Here is a 15,597-nt window from a genome sequence, read left to right on the forward strand (position 1 = left end):
TGAAATGCCCTAGCTGCTCTGCTGCAAGCGGCGCCATGCCGCCGGTGTTTCACCGACGATCTGCCGGAAGGCTTTTGTCAGATGCGCCTGATCGGTAAACCCAAGCTGGGCCGCGATGCCTGCCGCAGTCAGGTCGCTTTCCACCAACAGTTTCTGCGCAAGCTCGATACGTCTTCCAAGTTGCCATTGCAGCGGCGTCTTGCCTGTTGTCTGCTTGAAGACATTGGCAAACCAGCTTTCGGACAGGCCGACCGTCGCAGCCATCTCGGCGACGCTCAGGCGCCTGTCGCTGCGGGCGTTGATGCGTGAGATCAGCTTGTTGATCTGCGCCTGGGTGAGCCTGCCATTACCTTGCCTGCCGTCATGCTCGGGGATATCGAGGAGACCGGCGACGATACTGCCCACAAGGCTTTCGGCATAGACCGCGTGTTTCGAAGGATTCGACACTTCATCGACCAGCAGGCCGGCCAGCATTTCGACAGCCCTGACATCCTGAATTTCCACCTGATGGCGCAATGCCGTCAGCGCCGCCGATGTTCCCACCGAAGGTGACAGAAATCTTAAGAGCCGATCCTTGTGCACATGCAGGTCCAGATGGGAGAAGCGATGCATGGACGTGAAATTGGTCCACAAGGGAACCCCGGCAGGTACATAAATCGCACGCATCATCGGGCGATGATACTGTCCAAAGCCCCCGTCCCGGTTGGTCATCCGGATATGAGACGATACATCGTTGAAAAAGATCACGATGCGCGGATCGGGAGACAGATAGTATCCCTTGGCCCCGGATTGGCCTTCGGCATCCCAGAAGACGCTCATCATGCCATCAAAGCCGCGCCATTTGACCGGCGCGAGCGCCCGAATGCCTTCTGTAGAGCAAGTCATCATATGCTGATAGCTCATGTCAGAAGCCACCCGCACTCGATGTGAAAAGATAATAGGCCTGCCTGACAAGGCATCTCATTGCGTCCAGCTTCTCCGATGGCATTCCGCAGAGCGATCGACAGCCATGCATATCGGCCGACTGGTCGCCCTTAATATGACAATAACTATCATGTTTGCTTGCAGTGGCAAGCCACTTATGGCTGGACGGGCATCACCGGTTATTGCCGCGCCTCCATCGTTTGTTTCAGGCCATCAAGCCCGGTACGGAAGAACGCGCTCATCGCAGCAATGGCCGCGGCGTCGTCCCGGTCCTCGGCGGGGTAGTTTCCGGTATCGGCACGGTAGAAACTGGCTTTCCAGACGACCTCGCTGCCCTCCTCCGCAGGCCGGACGGTGAGCGTCGCCGAGTAGGAACTGACCGGAAACGCTTCCACATTCTCCTTGGCGAGACGATAAGTGTAGGTCCGCCCGGCATCGTCGTATTCATCGAGGCCTTCGACGATCCGGCCGCCGCTCTTCAGTTCGATCGTGCGTTCGGCCCCGGCCTTGTTCCCGCCTGTTCCGGTGCAGTTTTCCACAAGAGGATGCCACGCTGCAAGGTTGGCGAAATTTCCGACGATTGCCCAGACCGCCTCTGGTGACCCGGCGATGGAGACTGTCTCTTCGACCCTCTGAGGTGTCGGGCCATGCGCGAAGGCGGACGATGTTCCAAAAATGATGAGCAGCGCAGCGAGGAGTTGCTTCATGATGTGGTCCTTTCGTTCTTATGAGAGATATGCGATGTGCCGCGCTGCGGCCCGACGAGGCGGGAGAGCGGCAGGGCGCCGTAGCAGGCCACCAGCGCAGCGAGGGCGATAGCGGCCGGTATGGGGCTGAGGTCGACCGCTGTCTCGATCATTCGCCGGGAAGCGTTTTCCGCCAGCGCCGCCTCAAGCTGGCGGGCATCTTGCAGACGCACATAGCCAAGCTCGATGCGGCGCGCCAGCGTCTGGAGATACTCCCCCCGTAACGAGGTGAGGTGCTCGTTACCCCTGGGGGCCTCCCCACCGAATGGCGCATTGCGAGGATGCCAGCCCGGCCGGCTCGATGCGTCTGCCGGCGGGAGGCCTAACCTGTTCTCCTGCGGCACGTCGGCCATTGCAAAAAAGCCGATCTCGCGCCCCATATCGTCGAACTTCGGAATGGGCACGAGGGAACCCCCGCCGATGCCGACGATGAGACCTCCCACTTTGCCTGGTTCGCCTTCAAAGGGCGGCGCGCCCGATGCAGGCAATGGTGGCGCCTCGTGGCCGTCGGTCAGAAAGACGAGATCGGCGTCCAGGCTGCGTGCGATCTCCATGGCGCTGTTCAAGCCGGAAGCGATACGGCTGTCGCCTTCCCACGCCATTCGCCATTCAAGCGAGGCAATGGCGGCATCGACCACGGAATAGTTGTCGCAAAGCTCGACCGGCTCGAACAGCAGGAAGCTGCGGCGCTCGGTGAAGATGCCGAGCCCAACGCGTGAACGGCACGGCAGCCGCGCGATCAGATCGCGCAATGTCTTCTTGACGGCGTCCAGTCGGGCAGCCGGGTTGCCGTCGAGCATATAGTCGCGCGCATTCATGCTGCCGGTGACGTCGACGACAAGGAGGAGGTCGTAGGCTGGACGAGGCAGCGTCCAGCTGGGTCTCGCCAGCGCAACACAAAGCGCCACGAGAGCGGCGGCAAGCAGGGCGAAACGAAAATCCCGGACGGCACGCGGCATCATGGCAGCCCTCTCGGCAAGCCGGGAAGATCGGTCCATAACCGCTCCGGCGTTTCGAGCGGCGGCTCGTCCGAACTTTGTTCGATTTCCGGAAAGTCCCGCACCAGGCGCATGGCGACGTCCAGATTGTAGCGGGCATCCCAGAATTCCGGTCGGGCCGAAAGCGCCGCGCGATAACCGTCCTTGGCAAGATTGATGAGCGCGATCCCCGGGTCGATCTTGGTTTCCTCTATGAGAACCAAGGCCCTCCGCAACCGCGCATTGGCAAGGTCGTATTGGAGCGCTGCAAGGATCTGCCGGTTACCGCTTGCCCGGATTGCCGGCACGAGTGCCTGCGCCTCGTCAAGACGGCCCCGCCTCATCAGGAAATGCCCGCGGGCAAGCAAAAGCTCCGGCCGCGCCTCATCATTGACTGCGATGTCCTGCCCGGCCGCGAGGCCGGCGATCGTGCGATTGTCGTTCCACGCCGACAAGGTCAGCCAGCTTGCAATGGTAAATCCGGCAAACGCCACCACCAACGCGTTCACCAGAAGGACGTCCTTCAGGCGCCCCAGCGGCTGTGAAGGAATACGGGCCCGCGCGCCGTCACCGAGCTTGCCGAGGCGCGGGAGAAAGGAAGAAAGATCAACCACGCTTACCTCCCGGTGCGAGCGCCGGCCGGTATCGCTCGGCAAGGCCCCGCTCGGCAAGCTTGGCCAGCGCAAGGAGCGCGACGGCCACCGCGGCGATTGCATAGCAAAGGCTGGAAAGGTCGCGGCGCGGAATACGCTCGAAATAAGCGAGCGGCCGCATCTCCTGCTTGTCGATTTCCGCAATCGCCTGCTCGACGGCCTGTGGCGAGCCAGCCTCGAAGGCGCGATACGGAATACCGAGAGTGGACAGAAACAAATGGAGATGCCGTTCGGGATTGACCTGCGGCGTGTCCGGCTGTCTCGGGTCCGGCGGATCGAAGATGCCACGGCTGCCTTTGGTCCGCAAAAACAGCCAGTACAGATTGAGCGGCGTCCGTGCGGCAATGCTGCGCAATGTCGCCTGCACCCGCCGGTCTATGACTGCAGCCCCGTCGGAAACAAGAACGACGGCGCGCGAGGCGTTGGCCGCGTTCTCGTCGAACATTGTCATGGCGAGGACAAGGCCTCGCCCCACATCGGTTTTCGCCAAGCCAGGCCGATCGATTGCGGCGACCGCTGCCTTGACCGTGTCATGACGGCTGGTGAGCGGCAGGACGGGCATGGGCGACGTTGAAAATGCAGCCACCCCGATTCTGTCGTGCGGCCGGCGCGTGACGAAATCGGAGATGAGGCGCTTCGCGGCGTCGGATTTCGATTCTTCGCTTCCACTCGGCAGGCGGTTGCCGAAGCTGTTGTCCATACTGCTCGACCGGTCGAAAAGAAGCACGACGTTTGCACCGTTTCCGATCCGCTCGACCGGCTGCTCACGTCTGTGAAATCCGGCGAGGCCGAAGACGATAGCCGCAATTGCCAGGGCGCCAGCCAGATGCAGCCCGATATCGGTCGCAAAGGAGAGCCGGTCGCGGGGAACAGCAGTGAGCGAGGGATAACCGGAGGCGGCGAACACCGTCGCCACGAAGGGGAGGAATGCCAGTGGCAGGAGCAGGAGTACAGCCGGATGATCAACGGCAAAATTCACGACGCGATCCTCTCCGCTTCGGCGAGGCGTGCGCCCAGGCCGATGAGCGCCGTCGGCGGCAGGTCGGCCTGGGCTCCCGCGGCATCAGCCTGAAAAAAAGCACGCCGTGACACCTGGAAGAAGCGGCTGATATCGGTTCCAAGCGGACGAAATGCCGGCGCCGACTCCAGAAAGGCAGGCAGATCGTCCGCGAGCACCGCTCGTCCTGCCGTCGCATCGAAGGCGCGGTGCAAAGAGAGAAGTCCGGCGCGGTACGCCTCCACTCCCGATCCCTCCCTGAGCGCCTGTCGAACCGCACGAGCGGCACGCGCGAATGGGCGCTTGCCCCGTCTGGCAAAGGGCCACCACGCACGATGATAGGCGAGAAGGCCGAGCAGCAGAGTCGAGATGATGCCAGAGGCGATCGCCACCGCAAACCGCGTACGGACAGGGATTGGTACGGCCCCGATATCTTCGCGCAGATAGAGCGGCTCGCCGCCGCGCGGCAGGATCTCGCGCAACGGCGACATCAGAAAGGTCCACCCCGGTACATTGGCATCGACCTGACGCGTTCCATCGGTCACGGTCAGGGAAAACCCTGGAATTTCAAGCGCCCGTGGTTCGAGCGGGGCATAGAACGTCTGGTAATCGAGTGCGAGCCGATAGCGATGCAGGCCGCCGCGACTTCCACGGTCATGCAACGCTGCCGACTTCAGGTCGAGCCAGTAGCTGATCGGTCGCGGCCTCGGCAAGGACGCGGGTTCGAATGTGAACGGCTCGTCAACGGCAAGCTCGACCTCGAGATGGATGACGTCGCCGATGAAATAGCCGAAGGGCCGTGGTCCCATCAATTCGACAGCACGCACCTGGGCTGCCGCCTCCCCTGAGGCGAGAACGGCAATCAGGGCCAGGACGAGATGTGCCGGCATCACGCTCATCCGCTGATCAGGTTGTCGGTCAATTTGTCCGGGTCGAACCGATCGACCATATGGAACGGCGGTCGCGCCCGTTGCTTGAGCAACGCGTCAAACGCGGCAAGACGCGCTTGCCGGGCATTGCGCCACCGGTCCCGCAACGCCGGGCGCATGACCGTAAGCCGGCGGCGTCCGGTTTCCAGATCTTGCAGTTCCACAAGCCCCCAGGCGGGAAGGTCCTCATCCTCGCCGGCATCGCGCAAGAGCACCGGCACAATGTCATGCCGCCACAATTTGTCCAGAATCTCCTTGAGCTGCGCAACCGGGAAGAGAAAATCCGAAACCAGAAAGACGAGGCTTCGCTGCAGAGGAAGCCGCTCCGCCGCTGCGGCCAGCCCCCGCATGCTTGCGCCGCGCGGCATGGATATGGCGCCGGAACTCGCCGCTCCCCCCTTCCCCGGAACCGCGATGGGCGCCCGGATGGACGCCGGTGGGACGCCAGCGCAGCCTATAGGATATCGGCGACAGCGCCGGCAGGCGAGCAAAGCCCTCGACCGAGCGCTCGCTCATGGCGTCGGCACCTTGTCGAAGACTGCCCGGCACAGTGCACGTACGATCGGCTCACGCCGGAGTTCATAGACGGGATCGAGAAAAATTCGATGGGCCATCACCTCGACGAAAACGTCGCGGATATCCTCGGGAACCACCATTTCGCGGCCCTCCAGCCAGGCACGCACCCGTGCGGCACGAACAAGGTAGGAGACGCCACGCGGGCTCGCGCCGCCGAACACGAGGCGCTCCATGTCGACGCCTTCGATTTCAATGCCATGCCGGTTCGGCGTGCGCACGGCCTGCCACAGCGCCACCGTATAAGCCTCCAGCGCCTCGCTCGTGCGGACCCCGCTCTGGATAGCGCGAGCAATGAAGGGAAGCTCCGTGAAATCCAGAACGCCTTCCCCTACTTCCGCGATAAGCGCATCGATGTCGTGGAAGCGCGGATCGAAAACGAGCCGCCGCCTGGTGGCCTCATCGGACGGCACCGGAATTTCGATCTCCATGAAGAAGCGGTCGCGCGCCGCTGCGGGCAGCTCGAAAGTCTCCTCCCGCTCGACCCTGTTGCGATCGGCAAAGACCTGAAGGAAAGGGAAGTTGAACTCCCGATCGAAGGCCGTAATGCTGCGCTCCGCCATGAGGCGCAACAGTAGTGAATGAACCTGCGGACGTGCGCGGTTGATTTCGTTGAAAAAGAAGATGGAGAGATCATTGCCGCTCCGCAGGAGCGGTCCAGGATCGATCCGCGGCTTTCCCTCCTTCGTGAGATGCGCGTGATAGATGAGATCGCCGGGCATCAAATCCACCGTGCCCTCAACGCGTTGAAACAGCCCGCCAATGGCCCGCGCCATGGCGCGCAGGAGCGTCGTCTTGCCGACGCCCACATCGCCCTCCAGCAAGACGTGTCCCCGGGCAAAGGTGGCGATCGTCAGGAGCTGGATGACCCGCTCCTGTCCGAGGATGACTTTTGCCACCTCCTGCTGGAGGGCCTGGGCGCGCCCCCGCGCGTCGCTCAGCGTCGTGTCCACGTCACGTGCCAGATGCATGATGGCGTCACCACTTCATCGTTACGCTCGGGCGATGCCGCGGGAATGACCAGAGCGGGGTAATCCGCTTCTATGCCATCCGATATGCGGCCGCGCCGCCTGCCTCCCGGTTGAGCGTCAGGTCCTCTCGGATTCCGGCTCAACCAAGAGGAGCAGCGTGTTCTCACTCAGCAGGAATTTCGCTGACGTCATAGATGAATTCTCCGGTTTTCTTCAGATGCTCCACCCGTTTCCGATTGCGCTCCTCCATGGCCTGAATGGTTTCCTGCTGCTTGTTGAGCTCCATCGGGTCGTGCTTTGGATCGTACTTCGAACCAGCGATGACAGCTGGGTAACCCGGCTTCGGCTCCCAGCAATTTCCCGGCGCCTTGCAGTTCGTGCCGTCATAGGCTCCCGCCGACGACGCAATGAGCGCCAACGCCGCCGCTCCCGCTGAGGAAATGATCACTCGATTGACCCGCTTGAAAATAGACATGTCAGTTCTCCCTTTCTCGTTTCCATCATCTTGTCATCAACGCCCGTCGCCCGCCGACAGCGCTTCGGTTCCGGCGTGATGCCGCCGAATTCAGTTTGGTCCCTAACCGCACTCGCCATTGGCTGCGATATCAGTCGGTTGCTTGTTGTCGGCGGAATATGGCTTGAACACCTTACGCTGCTCCTCGGTGAGCCACTTCGCCTTCTTCGGATCGCCTTTGTAGAGATGGCGGGTCCAGGCCATGGCAAGCAGCATCTCGTCCAAGGGAAGAACGCTGTACTGGGGACCCATCTGGCCTTGCGCGCCGCCGTAGATCGTCTCGAAGAGGCCTTTGTCTGTTTCGTTCTTCGGATAGGTCCAATAATCATCATTGAGACCCGGCCCGATCTTGCCTTCGCCGAGATGCCCGTGGCATCCGGAGCAGGCGGTCAGGAAAATCTCCTCGCCCTTCGGCAGGCAGGCGGGATTTTCATTATAGGAATTGATCCCGCTATCGAGGAACGTCTTGACGGCCGCCGTGTCGCGCCCCTCCTCCACCGCATCATCGAGGTTCAAAACCTCGCCGGTAACCGTATTGTTGAAGGTAAGCGCTGCACGCGCGCCCCAGGCACCTCCTGCGCTGGCAAGTGCCCCGAGGAGAATCCATGCGACTGTTTTCCGTTTCATCCTGCTCAATCTACCCGTTCGTTTCCAAAATTCGTTGTCCGGTTCGTTTGCCCCTTACGCAGGCAAGCTAGGTATTGGGCTGCAAGAGCGGGATTCCTTCCTCTTCCAGAATGGCCTCGATCTGCGGACGTACCTTCAGCAATGCCGCGTCGATTTCCTCGCGCAGGTCGGTGTCGCCTTGGCGCACAGCGATCGACTGATCGAATTGCTGCGGGATAAGCTCCCCGCTTGCCGTCAAACCATTCTGGTCGATGACCTTCATGGTCAGCGGCGTTGAGGAATTCTTGACGTAGCGCGCAACATCGGGTGCGAATGCCACTGCAGCATCGGCGGTTCCGTTCGCAACCTCCGAAACGAGCCTTTCGCCACTGACTTGCGTGAACTGGTTACGGCGGTCGGTAAAGTTCACCAACGAATACTGGTAGATCAGATTGTCTTCGTAGAGACCGGTCTGCTTCAGCATCACCTCGGCGGGAGAATGGAATTGATAGCCGATCGTTTTCACCTTGCGCAGATCCTCGTCCGACCAGTTGTCGATCTCCAATCCCCTGTCGGTTCGCGTGATGAAAACGTAGCCCGTCCGGTAGTAGGGCTTGCTGGTCAGCACGCGCGGATCGCCGTCGTCGAGGCCCATCACGACGTCGCAGGCGCCTTTATCGAGGAAGTCGCGAACCAGGAAGATCGATGGCTTGTCCGTCCAGACCAATTCGGGCTTGCGGCCCATCGCATCGGCGATGACGACGGCGACACGATTTTCGAAGCCGCTGCCGTCCTTCATCGTGTATGGCGCGCCCTTTGTAGAGGCGCAGATGCGAAGAACCCCGTCAGGCGCGCGCAGCTCTGCTGCCTCGGTGCCTTCGGCTGCACCTGCGGCCAAGGCGATCCCCGTCGAAAGCGCAACACAGATCGCCGTGCTTGCGGCGCCGATTAACGGCCCCAGGCCAAATTGTCCGGATGTTGTCGAAGAGACGGTCGTGCGGTCTCTTTCAATGCTGTTCATGGTGGAATCTCCTCCCAAAACTCCGCTCTCGGAGCGTCTTGTGGTTCTTGCGGACGGTGGCGCGGACACCCGCGTGCGTGTGGCGCGGGTGCCCGACTCCCGCCGAAGGGATGCCGGCGCTAGGGATCGCGCCGACGACGGCGAAGGCGGAGAGTGGGGCCCGCGATGGTCGGGCCCCGCCGATCACTCAGGGGCGTATTCGCCGACGGTAACGTCGTCGTAGGGGCTCTTCCCATCGATTGAAAAGACCATCACGCCGCCGCCCATCTGCGTGTAGTGCTGCAGGTTCTTGAAGGCGCCGACCGCACCGAGCCCGGCTGTCGGATCCTGCAGATCGAACACCAGCCCTACGCCGGGCCACCCGCCGACCCCATACATGATGGCGACATACTGGGTGCCGTCGTGCTCATAGGTCATCGGATTGCCGATCACGCCCGAGGGAAGCTTGAACTTCCAGAGCAACTCGCCGGTGTCGCTGTCTCGCGCCTTGATGAACCCATCAAGCGTGCCGTAGAAGACGAGATCGCCAGCGGTGGCCATGGTCCCGCCCCAGACCGAGAAGCGTTCCATCTTGTCCCATTTGAATTCACCAGTGATGGCGTTATAGGCCTTGATCTGACCGAGACCCTCATAGCCCTGGCGGTCGCCCTTCGGGCCGGGATACATGTTCAGTGTCGCGCCGACGAAGAACTGTCCTGCGCGGTAGGGCAGCATGAACGGTTCCCAATCCATGCAGATGTGGTTGATCCCCATGAAAAAGAGCTTCCGTTCAGGATCGTAGGAATCGTGGCCCTGATTGTGGTACCCCATCGCGGAAGGGCAGATGTCGCGCGCCAGGTGATCCATGCGGGTAGCGTATTCGGGATCGCGAACCGGCAGGCCCGTCTGTAGATCGACATGCGTGAAGACATTCACCGTGTCGTCCATCTTGTCGGCGGAGATGAGTTCACCGTTTTCGCGATCGAGGGTGTAGACGATGCCGTTGCGGTCGGGATGGGTGAGCAGCTTGCGCATCTTGCCGCTCTTGTCCTCCTGCTCGCTCAGCATGATCACGTTGACGCCGGCGTAGTCCCATTCGTCATGCGGCGTCTTTTGATAGCCGAACTTGGCCTCACCGGTATCGACATCGCGAGCCATGATCGTCATGGTCCACTTGTTGTCGCCGGGCCGCATGGTCTCGTTCCACGGCGCCGGATTGCCCGTGCCGTAATAGACCATATTGGTGTCCGGATCGTAGGCGTACCAGCCCCAGTTCGTACCGCCGCCGATCTTCCAAGCCTCGCCTTCCCAGGTCTCGACGCCAAGCCCCTGTTGACCATAATGAGGGTTGCTCTGATTGAAGTCGGCGCCGATGAGCACATCCTGATCGGGGCCGGTGGCATAGGCGCGCCATTTCTGCTCGCCCGTCTTTACGTCATAGGCCGTGAGATAGCCGCGCACGCCAAGTTCGGCGCCCGAGGAACCGACAAGCACCAGGTCCTTCACGACCAAGGGTGCGATGGTCAGCGTCGAGCCGACTTTGATGTCGGAGTTCTCCAGCTTCCAGTATTCGGCGCCGGTTTCCGCATTGAGGGCGACGATGTGCCCGTCGAGCTGCGTCTTGAGGATAAGGGGTGGAACCGTTCCATCGCCCGGCCAATACGCCAGGCCGCGGTTCACGACGTCGCAGCAGGCGACCGCACGCGCCAGCGGATCCTGTTTCGGCTTGTGATGCCAGAGGATTTTGCCGGGGTCGTCCAGGTTCAGTGCAAAGGTCGAGTTGGGGAATGCGCCGTGGACATACATCTTGCCGTCCACGACGAGCGGCGCGCCCTCATGGCCGTGCAGCACACCGGTCGAGAAGGACCAGGCGGCTTTCATATTACGCACGTTACTTTTGTTGATCTGGTCGAGCTTGCTGTATTGGTCCTGGCTGTAGTTCTTGCCTGGCATCACCCAGTTTTGCTCATTCTGTGACAGCTCATTAAGTCTGTCGTTGGCGATTGATGGCCACGCTCCGCCGATCTGGGCGCTCGCAACCACCACAGAGGCCAACGCCGCCGCCGATACCGATGTGAACAACGAATTCATGAATTTTCCTCCCGTTTCCGGCCCTTGCCCATGCATAGATTTTTGCTTCTCCGGCTGCGCCTATGTGCACAGCCGGAGCAATTGTGCCGTAGAATCCGATGGGAATTCTGCAGTTCAATATTGCCCATGCTCCAACCCGCCGAGGTGCTGCTGATCGGCAACGCCGCGGCGACAGATTCCTGGAGGAACTGTCAGAGGTACACGCATTTAATAAATCCTCCCGGTTCACGACCTTTGAATCGCCCGCTTCCTCAGCAGAAGGCTGCAGTAGATTCATTTGTGGGGAAGTATTTCCGACAGCGTGTCACGACCTAGCCAGGCGAGCAGCGGGCACCGTGTTGCCCACCTCACTTAGCCTCCGAAAGGCGACCATCGCTCCCTTAAAACGATGATGCCCTGTGAAGCCGGAAATTAAGAAAAGCCTACTCACACTTCAAACAACTGTCATTAGACATGCTTGCAAAAAGGCGGCGGGCTTTCTGGCAACTTCCGCCCCTTTCGTGGCAACAGAATATCCCGTTGAACGGGAACATCTGGCAAGAAAACATGCCGTAGATTACCACGTGAAGTCTGTTTAATATGAACGCTCACAGGAGGATTTTCTTGTGAAGCACGATCGCGCCACCTCGACCCTTTGCGGTCGAAGCCTGGGCGGGAGACGACGGGAAATCGGACAATGCCAACGGTACTGACAGCCCGGCTCAAATTCGCGTTCACGCTGGCACTCACATTGGCTGTCGCGGCCTGTGAGGAACAGCCGGAAAACGAGCAGCCGCTGCGCCCGACTGTTGGGGCGAATGAAGGGAGCGTGATTGCGGAGAAGCGCTGGCTCGAGATCAGCGAGCCGACGGCGCCCGAGCATTGGCTGGCCAGCCGCGAGGCCGGAGCAGACGTGGCGCTCTCGGCGCCCGAGGTCGAGGCATTTCGCAATCTCCTTGCGCGCGCCGATCGACGCTACACCGAAACTCCACGCATGATCGCCAATCGCGCCGTGCAGATAGAGGAGATGCTCGCCGACCGGGGCATCGATGAAAATGCGCGGCTCGTGATCGAAGGTCTCACCGAGGTCGGCGCCGACGACGAAGGACGTGGATTCGGCGAAACGGCTCAGCACTATTTCAATGCACGTGCAAACGGTGCCGATCGTGAAGAAGGCCTGCGTCTGTTACAACGGCCTGAGGGAAGAACGCTGCGCTGAAAAAAGTGCTGGGGGGAGGAGTTCGGCATGAAACAAGAGAGCGACACACTGGCCCCCGGCGGTATGGGGCTCTCAATAACGCATGAGACGATATCCGGACGCATGACGCGCTGGCTCTGGAACGATCGTTCCATTCAATGGCAGCTTCTCGCGACCTTCCTGCTGATCAATCTCGTTGCCGGGATAGCCGCTGCGGTCACGGTCGTCTACAACGCCCAGCGGGCCACCGAGATAGAAATCGTGGCCTCGATGGAAGTGGCGGAACGTTTCGTTCGCGGCAGCGTCTCGCGCCTTGTGCAGGCGAACAACCAGTCTCCCGCCATGGACGATCTCCTGCAGATCAGCAATCTCAGGCATGTCCGCATTCAGGTCTTTGACAATAAGAACCATTTGGTTTCGTCGCTGCCTGCCGCCACCAGCATCGACGAGTCGGAAGAGGAGAGCGAGGTTCCGCAATGGTTCTCAGCGCTCATCAAGGTCGACGATCTGCGTCGCGAAGTTCCGATAACCTCTGGAAACTCCCGACTCGGAACGGTGGTCCTGCTGGGAGAAGCATCCGATGAGGTCGCCGAGGTCTGGCAGGATGTCACCGATCTGGCCATAGTGGCGATAATCCTCGATCTCACGGTGATCGCAGCGCTCTATCTTGCCCTGGGCCGCATACTTCATCCGCTAACCGATGTGTCGACGGGTCTTTGCGAACTGGAGGAGGGTCATTTTCGTCACCATCTGGCGCGCCCCAAGGTGCGGGAACTGCAACAGATCGTCGACCGCTTCAACGCGCTGGCCGATCATCTCGCCACCGCCAAGGCCGACAATGCGAGAATCAACCGCAGACTGATAACTGTCCAGGACGACGAACGCCGGCAAGTGGCCATGGAACTGCACGACGAACTGGGCCCTTGTGTATTCGGCATCGGATCGAAAATTGCGTCGTTGAAGAGGCTCTCGGGAAGCATGCGCGGTGAAATCGCCGAGAAGATTCGGAAGCGCGTGGATGAACTGGGCGAAATCACGGAGAAAATCCGGACCATGAACCGCGATCTTCTCAGGCGTCTCCGCCCTATGGCGCTCGGTAACGCTCCACTTGCCGATGTGCTTGCCGGTCTCCTGGCCGATTTCGAACGGCATGGCGCTCCATGCAGCTTCTCGCTTAAGACCGGCGGCCTCGCCCGAAGTTATGGCGACTGTATCGATCTCACGGCCTACAGATGCATTCAGGAAAGTATCACCAACGCCATCCAGCACGCGCAGGCGAGCCACGTCGTGGTCGAACTTCTTGAGCATACGCGCCCGGCCATCAACGGCTTTGCTTCAGCTGCCTCCATCGAGTTGCACTGCATGGTACGGGACAATGGGCGTGGTATCGCGCCTGGAACGCAGGCCGGCTTCGGTCTGACCGGCATAGAGGAACGGGTTCGCGCCATCGGCGGCAGCTTCTCGATCACAAATCCGCGTGACGGCGGCACCCTTGTCGACATATCTCTGCCTCTGGAGGAACAAAGGCCGTTCGCTCCTGGCTTGGATCAACAAGCGGAAGGTGAGATATGACACGCGTCTTGGTCATCGACGACCACTCCATCGTTCTGGAAGGGTGTCGGCATATTCTGGAAGACGCCGGTGTGGGCAAGATATTCGAGGCCAGAAGCGTCGTCGCGGGCTACCGGCTGTATCGCCGCGAACGGCCCGATGTGGTCATCGTCGATCTCGCCATGCAAGGGCAAGGGCTCGGCGGTCTCGATCTGATCAGGCGGATGCGCCAGCAGGATAGTCGGCTTCCAATCCTGGTGTTCAGCATGCATGGTGATCCCGTTATCGTCAGCCGCGCGTTTGAAGCCGGGGCAACCGGATACCTGCTGAAGGACAGTTTGCCCGAAGACATGCTCGAAGCATTCGAGACCGTGCGCCGCGGCAAGCCCTACCTCAACCACGAGCTTGCGGTGCAGGTGGTATTGATCGAGAGCCGGAACCGCAGCAACGTACCTGCGGGCGTGACGCCACGCGAATTGCAGGTGCTCGCCCTGCTTGCCGAGGGTAAATCATACAGCGAGATCGCCGGTAATCTCGGGGTGAGCTACAAGACGGTGGTGAATGGATGCTCGCAACTCAAGGCGAAGCTTGGAGCGCGAAACCTGCCGGAACTGATCCGGATGTCGCTGGAATATATCTCATCTTCGCCCAGCCAGAACGGGCGGGGCCGGGTCGAGCCGGCCCGCTTCCGCAAATAATTATGCGGCCAGATGATCATTGCCGACTGCCGCATGAGCGTTCATAAGGGCTTGAACAACCTGCCGTACCACCGGCTCGCGCCATAAACGCTACGCTGGCCGGTTGTATCAGCGCCGTCGCGTCGGACACAGCCCAGGAACGAATGCGCTTGGAACGAAAGCCCCGGGCTGAGCGTTGGGCTCTCATTGAAAAGAGGAGAGAGCCATGCTTCGCGCCGGAATTTTATGGTTGATGGGCGTTCCGCTCGTCGTGGTGATTCTGATCTGGTATTTTTTCTTCTGATTGCCGTCCAACGACCGGCGCCTCACCAGCCGATCGCTTCCCCGCGGCGCTTTACGAAGTTTCACCGGTCTTCATGCTCGCCCCGGTCTCAAACGGTTTCCGGCGGAATCACGCCCTTGGTCAGCAGGAAGCAGCCGTAAAACCGGGTTTCTCCTGTTGCGATCACGCAATAGGCTTTCTTGGCCTCCTCATAGAAGGCAAAGCGCTCGATGCCGTACATCGGCGCACTCTTTCCTTCCGCCTCGTCGATTTCCGCCTGCACCTCCCGCTGCACCGGCGGAATTTCATCCGGCGCTCCCATGACCTCCATGCGCCCGGTCGAGGGTTGCAAGGGCGTATCGAGTGGCAAGACCGATAAAATAGCCCTGATGGCGCGGGCAGCCGAGACATTGTCGATCCGCAAAAGCGTTCCAAGCCGGGTCTGCCGCGCGATGGCATCGGAAGGGAAATTCGTGTCCGTAATGACAAGCGTGTCGCCATGGCCCATGGAGCGCAGCGCATGCAGCACATCCGCATTCAAAGCCGGATCAATATTTTTCAGCATCGAACCCTCTTATATCAAACCGTTCCGCAGCAAGGCCACAGCCAACGCTGCATTGCAAGAGCATAGGGACAAAGGCATGGGAAATCGTTTGTCTTCCAGCACATTGCCGCGTCCGAGCATTGCGGAAACGGTAATACACGTATAAGTTGATTATATTTATGATTAATAAATCTCAGGATGCACTACAATGACTGAATTTTCCAAAAACACCTTCTTCTTCGGCACGATCCTCATGATCATCACGATGCTGGCCGGCATCTTCTATATCGGTCTCATCATCTGAGCGGCAGCAGCTTCGTCAGGCGTTCGGCTGGGAGCTGGCCTTGCCGAAGCGCTCGGTAACCGCGGCTTTCGGCGCGCTGG

General features: G+C 60.5%; 16 protein-coding genes. 3 read left to right on the forward strand and 13 right to left on the reverse strand.

The features are described 5' to 3' along the window. Positions 1-9: 9 nt before the first annotated feature. The 12 genes from C5748_RS22465 to C5748_RS22520 all read right to left on the reverse strand — a co-directional run bounded on the left by C5748_RS22465 (position 10) and on the right by C5748_RS22520 (position 10,981). Positions 10-903, reverse strand: coding sequence for a helix-turn-helix domain-containing protein (locus tag C5748_RS22465; protein ID WP_105744531.1), 894 nt, complete (start codon positions 901-903; stop codon positions 10-12). Between the two features lie 200 nt (positions 904-1,103). Beyond that, positions 1,104-1,631, reverse strand: coding sequence for an SRPBCC family protein (locus C5748_RS22470; RefSeq protein ID WP_199194872.1), 528 nt, complete (start codon positions 1,629-1,631; stop codon positions 1,104-1,106). Continuing rightward, positions 1,628-2,668 (reverse strand): vWA domain-containing protein, encoded by a 1,041-nt coding sequence (locus C5748_RS22475; protein ID WP_245581928.1) that lies wholly within the window; start codon positions 2,666-2,668, stop codon positions 1,628-1,630. The genes C5748_RS22470 and C5748_RS22475 overlap by 4 nt, the downstream gene beginning before the upstream one ends. Beyond that, complete coding sequence (locus tag C5748_RS22480) at positions 2,629-3,261, reverse strand: hypothetical protein (RefSeq protein WP_245581929.1); 633 nt, start codon at positions 3,259-3,261, stop codon at positions 2,629-2,631. Before C5748_RS22480 ends, C5748_RS22475 begins: the two co-directional genes overlap by 40 nt. Then, on the reverse strand, positions 3,254-4,279 hold the full coding sequence (locus C5748_RS22485) for a vWA domain-containing protein (protein WP_105744535.1): 1,026 nt from the start codon (positions 4,277-4,279) through the stop codon (positions 3,254-3,256). Before C5748_RS22485 ends, C5748_RS22480 begins: the two co-directional genes overlap by 8 nt. Continuing rightward, positions 4,276-5,187: a nonribosomal peptide synthetase MxaA gene (locus tag C5748_RS22490; RefSeq protein WP_245581930.1), complete on the reverse strand. Its 912-nt coding sequence runs from the start codon at positions 5,185-5,187 to the stop codon at positions 4,276-4,278. Before C5748_RS22490 ends, C5748_RS22485 begins: the two co-directional genes overlap by 4 nt. A 5-nt stretch (positions 5,188-5,192) precedes the next feature. Then, positions 5,193-5,594 carry a DUF58 domain-containing protein gene (locus tag C5748_RS22495; RefSeq protein WP_105744539.1) on the reverse strand — a complete coding sequence of 134 codons (402 nt, stop codon included), beginning with the start codon at positions 5,592-5,594 and terminating at the stop codon, positions 5,193-5,195. A 144-nt stretch (positions 5,595-5,738) separates the two neighbouring features. Then, the gene (locus C5748_RS22500; protein WP_105744541.1) at positions 5,739-6,770 is read right to left on the reverse strand and encodes an AAA family ATPase; all 1,032 of its coding nucleotides are present in this window, start codon (positions 6,768-6,770) and stop codon (positions 5,739-5,741) included. Positions 6,771-6,933: 163 nt separating this feature from the next. Next, complete coding sequence (locus C5748_RS22505) at positions 6,934-7,245, reverse strand: methanol dehydrogenase [cytochrome c] subunit (protein ID WP_105744543.1); 312 nt, start codon at positions 7,243-7,245, stop codon at positions 6,934-6,936. A gap of 102 nt (positions 7,246-7,347) precedes the next feature. Then, positions 7,348-7,911 (reverse strand): cytochrome c(L), periplasmic, encoded by a 564-nt coding sequence (moxG, locus tag C5748_RS22510; protein WP_105744545.1) that lies wholly within the window; start codon positions 7,909-7,911, stop codon positions 7,348-7,350. 67 nt (positions 7,912-7,978) lie between these two features. Further along, entirely contained in the window at positions 7,979-8,911 is a 933-nt protein-coding gene (gene moxJ, locus C5748_RS22515; protein WP_105744547.1) for a methanol oxidation system protein MoxJ, read from the reverse strand. 183 nt (positions 8,912-9,094) lie between these two features. Then, a complete protein-coding gene (locus tag C5748_RS22520) occupies positions 9,095-10,981 on the reverse strand; it encodes a methanol/ethanol family PQQ-dependent dehydrogenase (protein WP_105744549.1) in 1,887 nt (628 codons plus the stop codon). Positions 10,982-11,657: 676 nt separating this feature from the next. On the opposite strand from C5748_RS22520, the gene C5748_RS22525 reads away from it, so the two are divergent. Genes C5748_RS22525 through C5748_RS22535 form a run of 3 tightly spaced genes read left to right on the forward strand, consistent with a single transcriptional unit; the run spans position 11,658 to position 14,407 of the window. Next, positions 11,658-12,179: a hypothetical protein gene (locus tag C5748_RS22525; protein ID WP_245581931.1), complete on the forward strand. Its 522-nt coding sequence runs from the start codon at positions 11,658-11,660 to the stop codon at positions 12,177-12,179. Positions 12,180-12,206: 27 nt separating this feature from the next. Continuing rightward, a complete protein-coding gene (locus C5748_RS22530; RefSeq protein ID WP_105744551.1) occupies positions 12,207-13,730 on the forward strand; it encodes an ATP-binding protein in 1,524 nt (507 codons plus the stop codon). Beyond that, the gene (locus tag C5748_RS22535) at positions 13,727-14,407 is read left to right on the forward strand and encodes a response regulator transcription factor (protein ID WP_105744553.1); all 681 of its coding nucleotides are present in this window, start codon (positions 13,727-13,729) and stop codon (positions 14,405-14,407) included. Before C5748_RS22530 ends, C5748_RS22535 begins: the two co-directional genes overlap by 4 nt. 371 nt (positions 14,408-14,778) lie before the next feature. Here the strand turns inward: C5748_RS22535 and C5748_RS22540 are convergent, their stop codons facing one another. Beyond that, positions 14,779-15,234 (reverse strand): RbsD/FucU family protein, encoded by a 456-nt coding sequence (locus C5748_RS22540; protein ID WP_105744555.1) that lies wholly within the window; start codon positions 15,232-15,234, stop codon positions 14,779-14,781. Between the last annotated feature and the right edge of the window lie 363 nt (positions 15,235-15,597).

The sequence above is a fragment of the Phyllobacterium phragmitis genome (assembly GCF_002980495.1).
Lineage (GTDB): Bacteria > Pseudomonadota > Alphaproteobacteria > Rhizobiales > Rhizobiaceae > Paramesorhizobium > Paramesorhizobium phragmitis.

Excerpts from the sequence above, each read along its gene's own strand:
- C5748_RS22465 (WP_105744531.1), bottom strand. The coding sequence starts at position 903 with ATGAGCTATCAGCATATGATGACTTGCTCTACAGAAGGCATTCGGGCG.
- C5748_RS22470 (WP_199194872.1), bottom strand. The coding sequence starts at position 1,631 with ATGAAGCAACTCCTCGCTGCGCTGCTCATCATTTTTGGAACATCGTCC.
- C5748_RS22475 (WP_245581928.1), bottom strand. The coding sequence starts at position 2,668 with ATGGACCGATCTTCCCGGCTTGCCGAGAGGGCTGCCATGATGCCGCGT.
- C5748_RS22490 (WP_245581930.1), bottom strand. The coding sequence starts at position 5,187 with ATGCCGGCACATCTCGTCCTGGCCCTGATTGCCGTTCTCGCCTCAGGG.
- C5748_RS22495 (WP_105744539.1), bottom strand. The coding sequence starts at position 5,594 with ATGCCGCGCGGCGCAAGCATGCGGGGGCTGGCCGCAGCGGCGGAGCGG.
- C5748_RS22500 (WP_105744541.1), bottom strand. The coding sequence starts at position 6,770 with ATGCATCTGGCACGTGACGTGGACACGACGCTGAGCGACGCGCGGGGG.
- C5748_RS22505 (WP_105744543.1), bottom strand. The coding sequence starts at position 7,245 with ATGTCTATTTTCAAGCGGGTCAATCGAGTGATCATTTCCTCAGCGGGA.
- moxG (WP_105744545.1), bottom strand. The coding sequence starts at position 7,911 with ATGAAACGGAAAACAGTCGCATGGATTCTCCTCGGGGCACTTGCCAGC.
- moxJ (WP_105744547.1), bottom strand. The coding sequence starts at position 8,911 with ATGAACAGCATTGAAAGAGACCGCACGACCGTCTCTTCGACAACATCC.
- C5748_RS22520 (WP_105744549.1), bottom strand. The coding sequence starts at position 10,981 with ATGAATTCGTTGTTCACATCGGTATCGGCGGCGGCGTTGGCCTCTGTG.
- C5748_RS22525 (WP_245581931.1), top strand. The coding sequence starts at position 11,658 with ATGCCAACGGTACTGACAGCCCGGCTCAAATTCGCGTTCACGCTGGCA.
- C5748_RS22530 (WP_105744551.1), top strand. The coding sequence starts at position 12,207 with ATGAAACAAGAGAGCGACACACTGGCCCCCGGCGGTATGGGGCTCTCA.
- C5748_RS22535 (WP_105744553.1), top strand. The coding sequence starts at position 13,727 with ATGACACGCGTCTTGGTCATCGACGACCACTCCATCGTTCTGGAAGGG.
- C5748_RS22540 (WP_105744555.1), bottom strand. The coding sequence starts at position 15,234 with ATGCTGAAAAATATTGATCCGGCTTTGAATGCGGATGTGCTGCATGCG.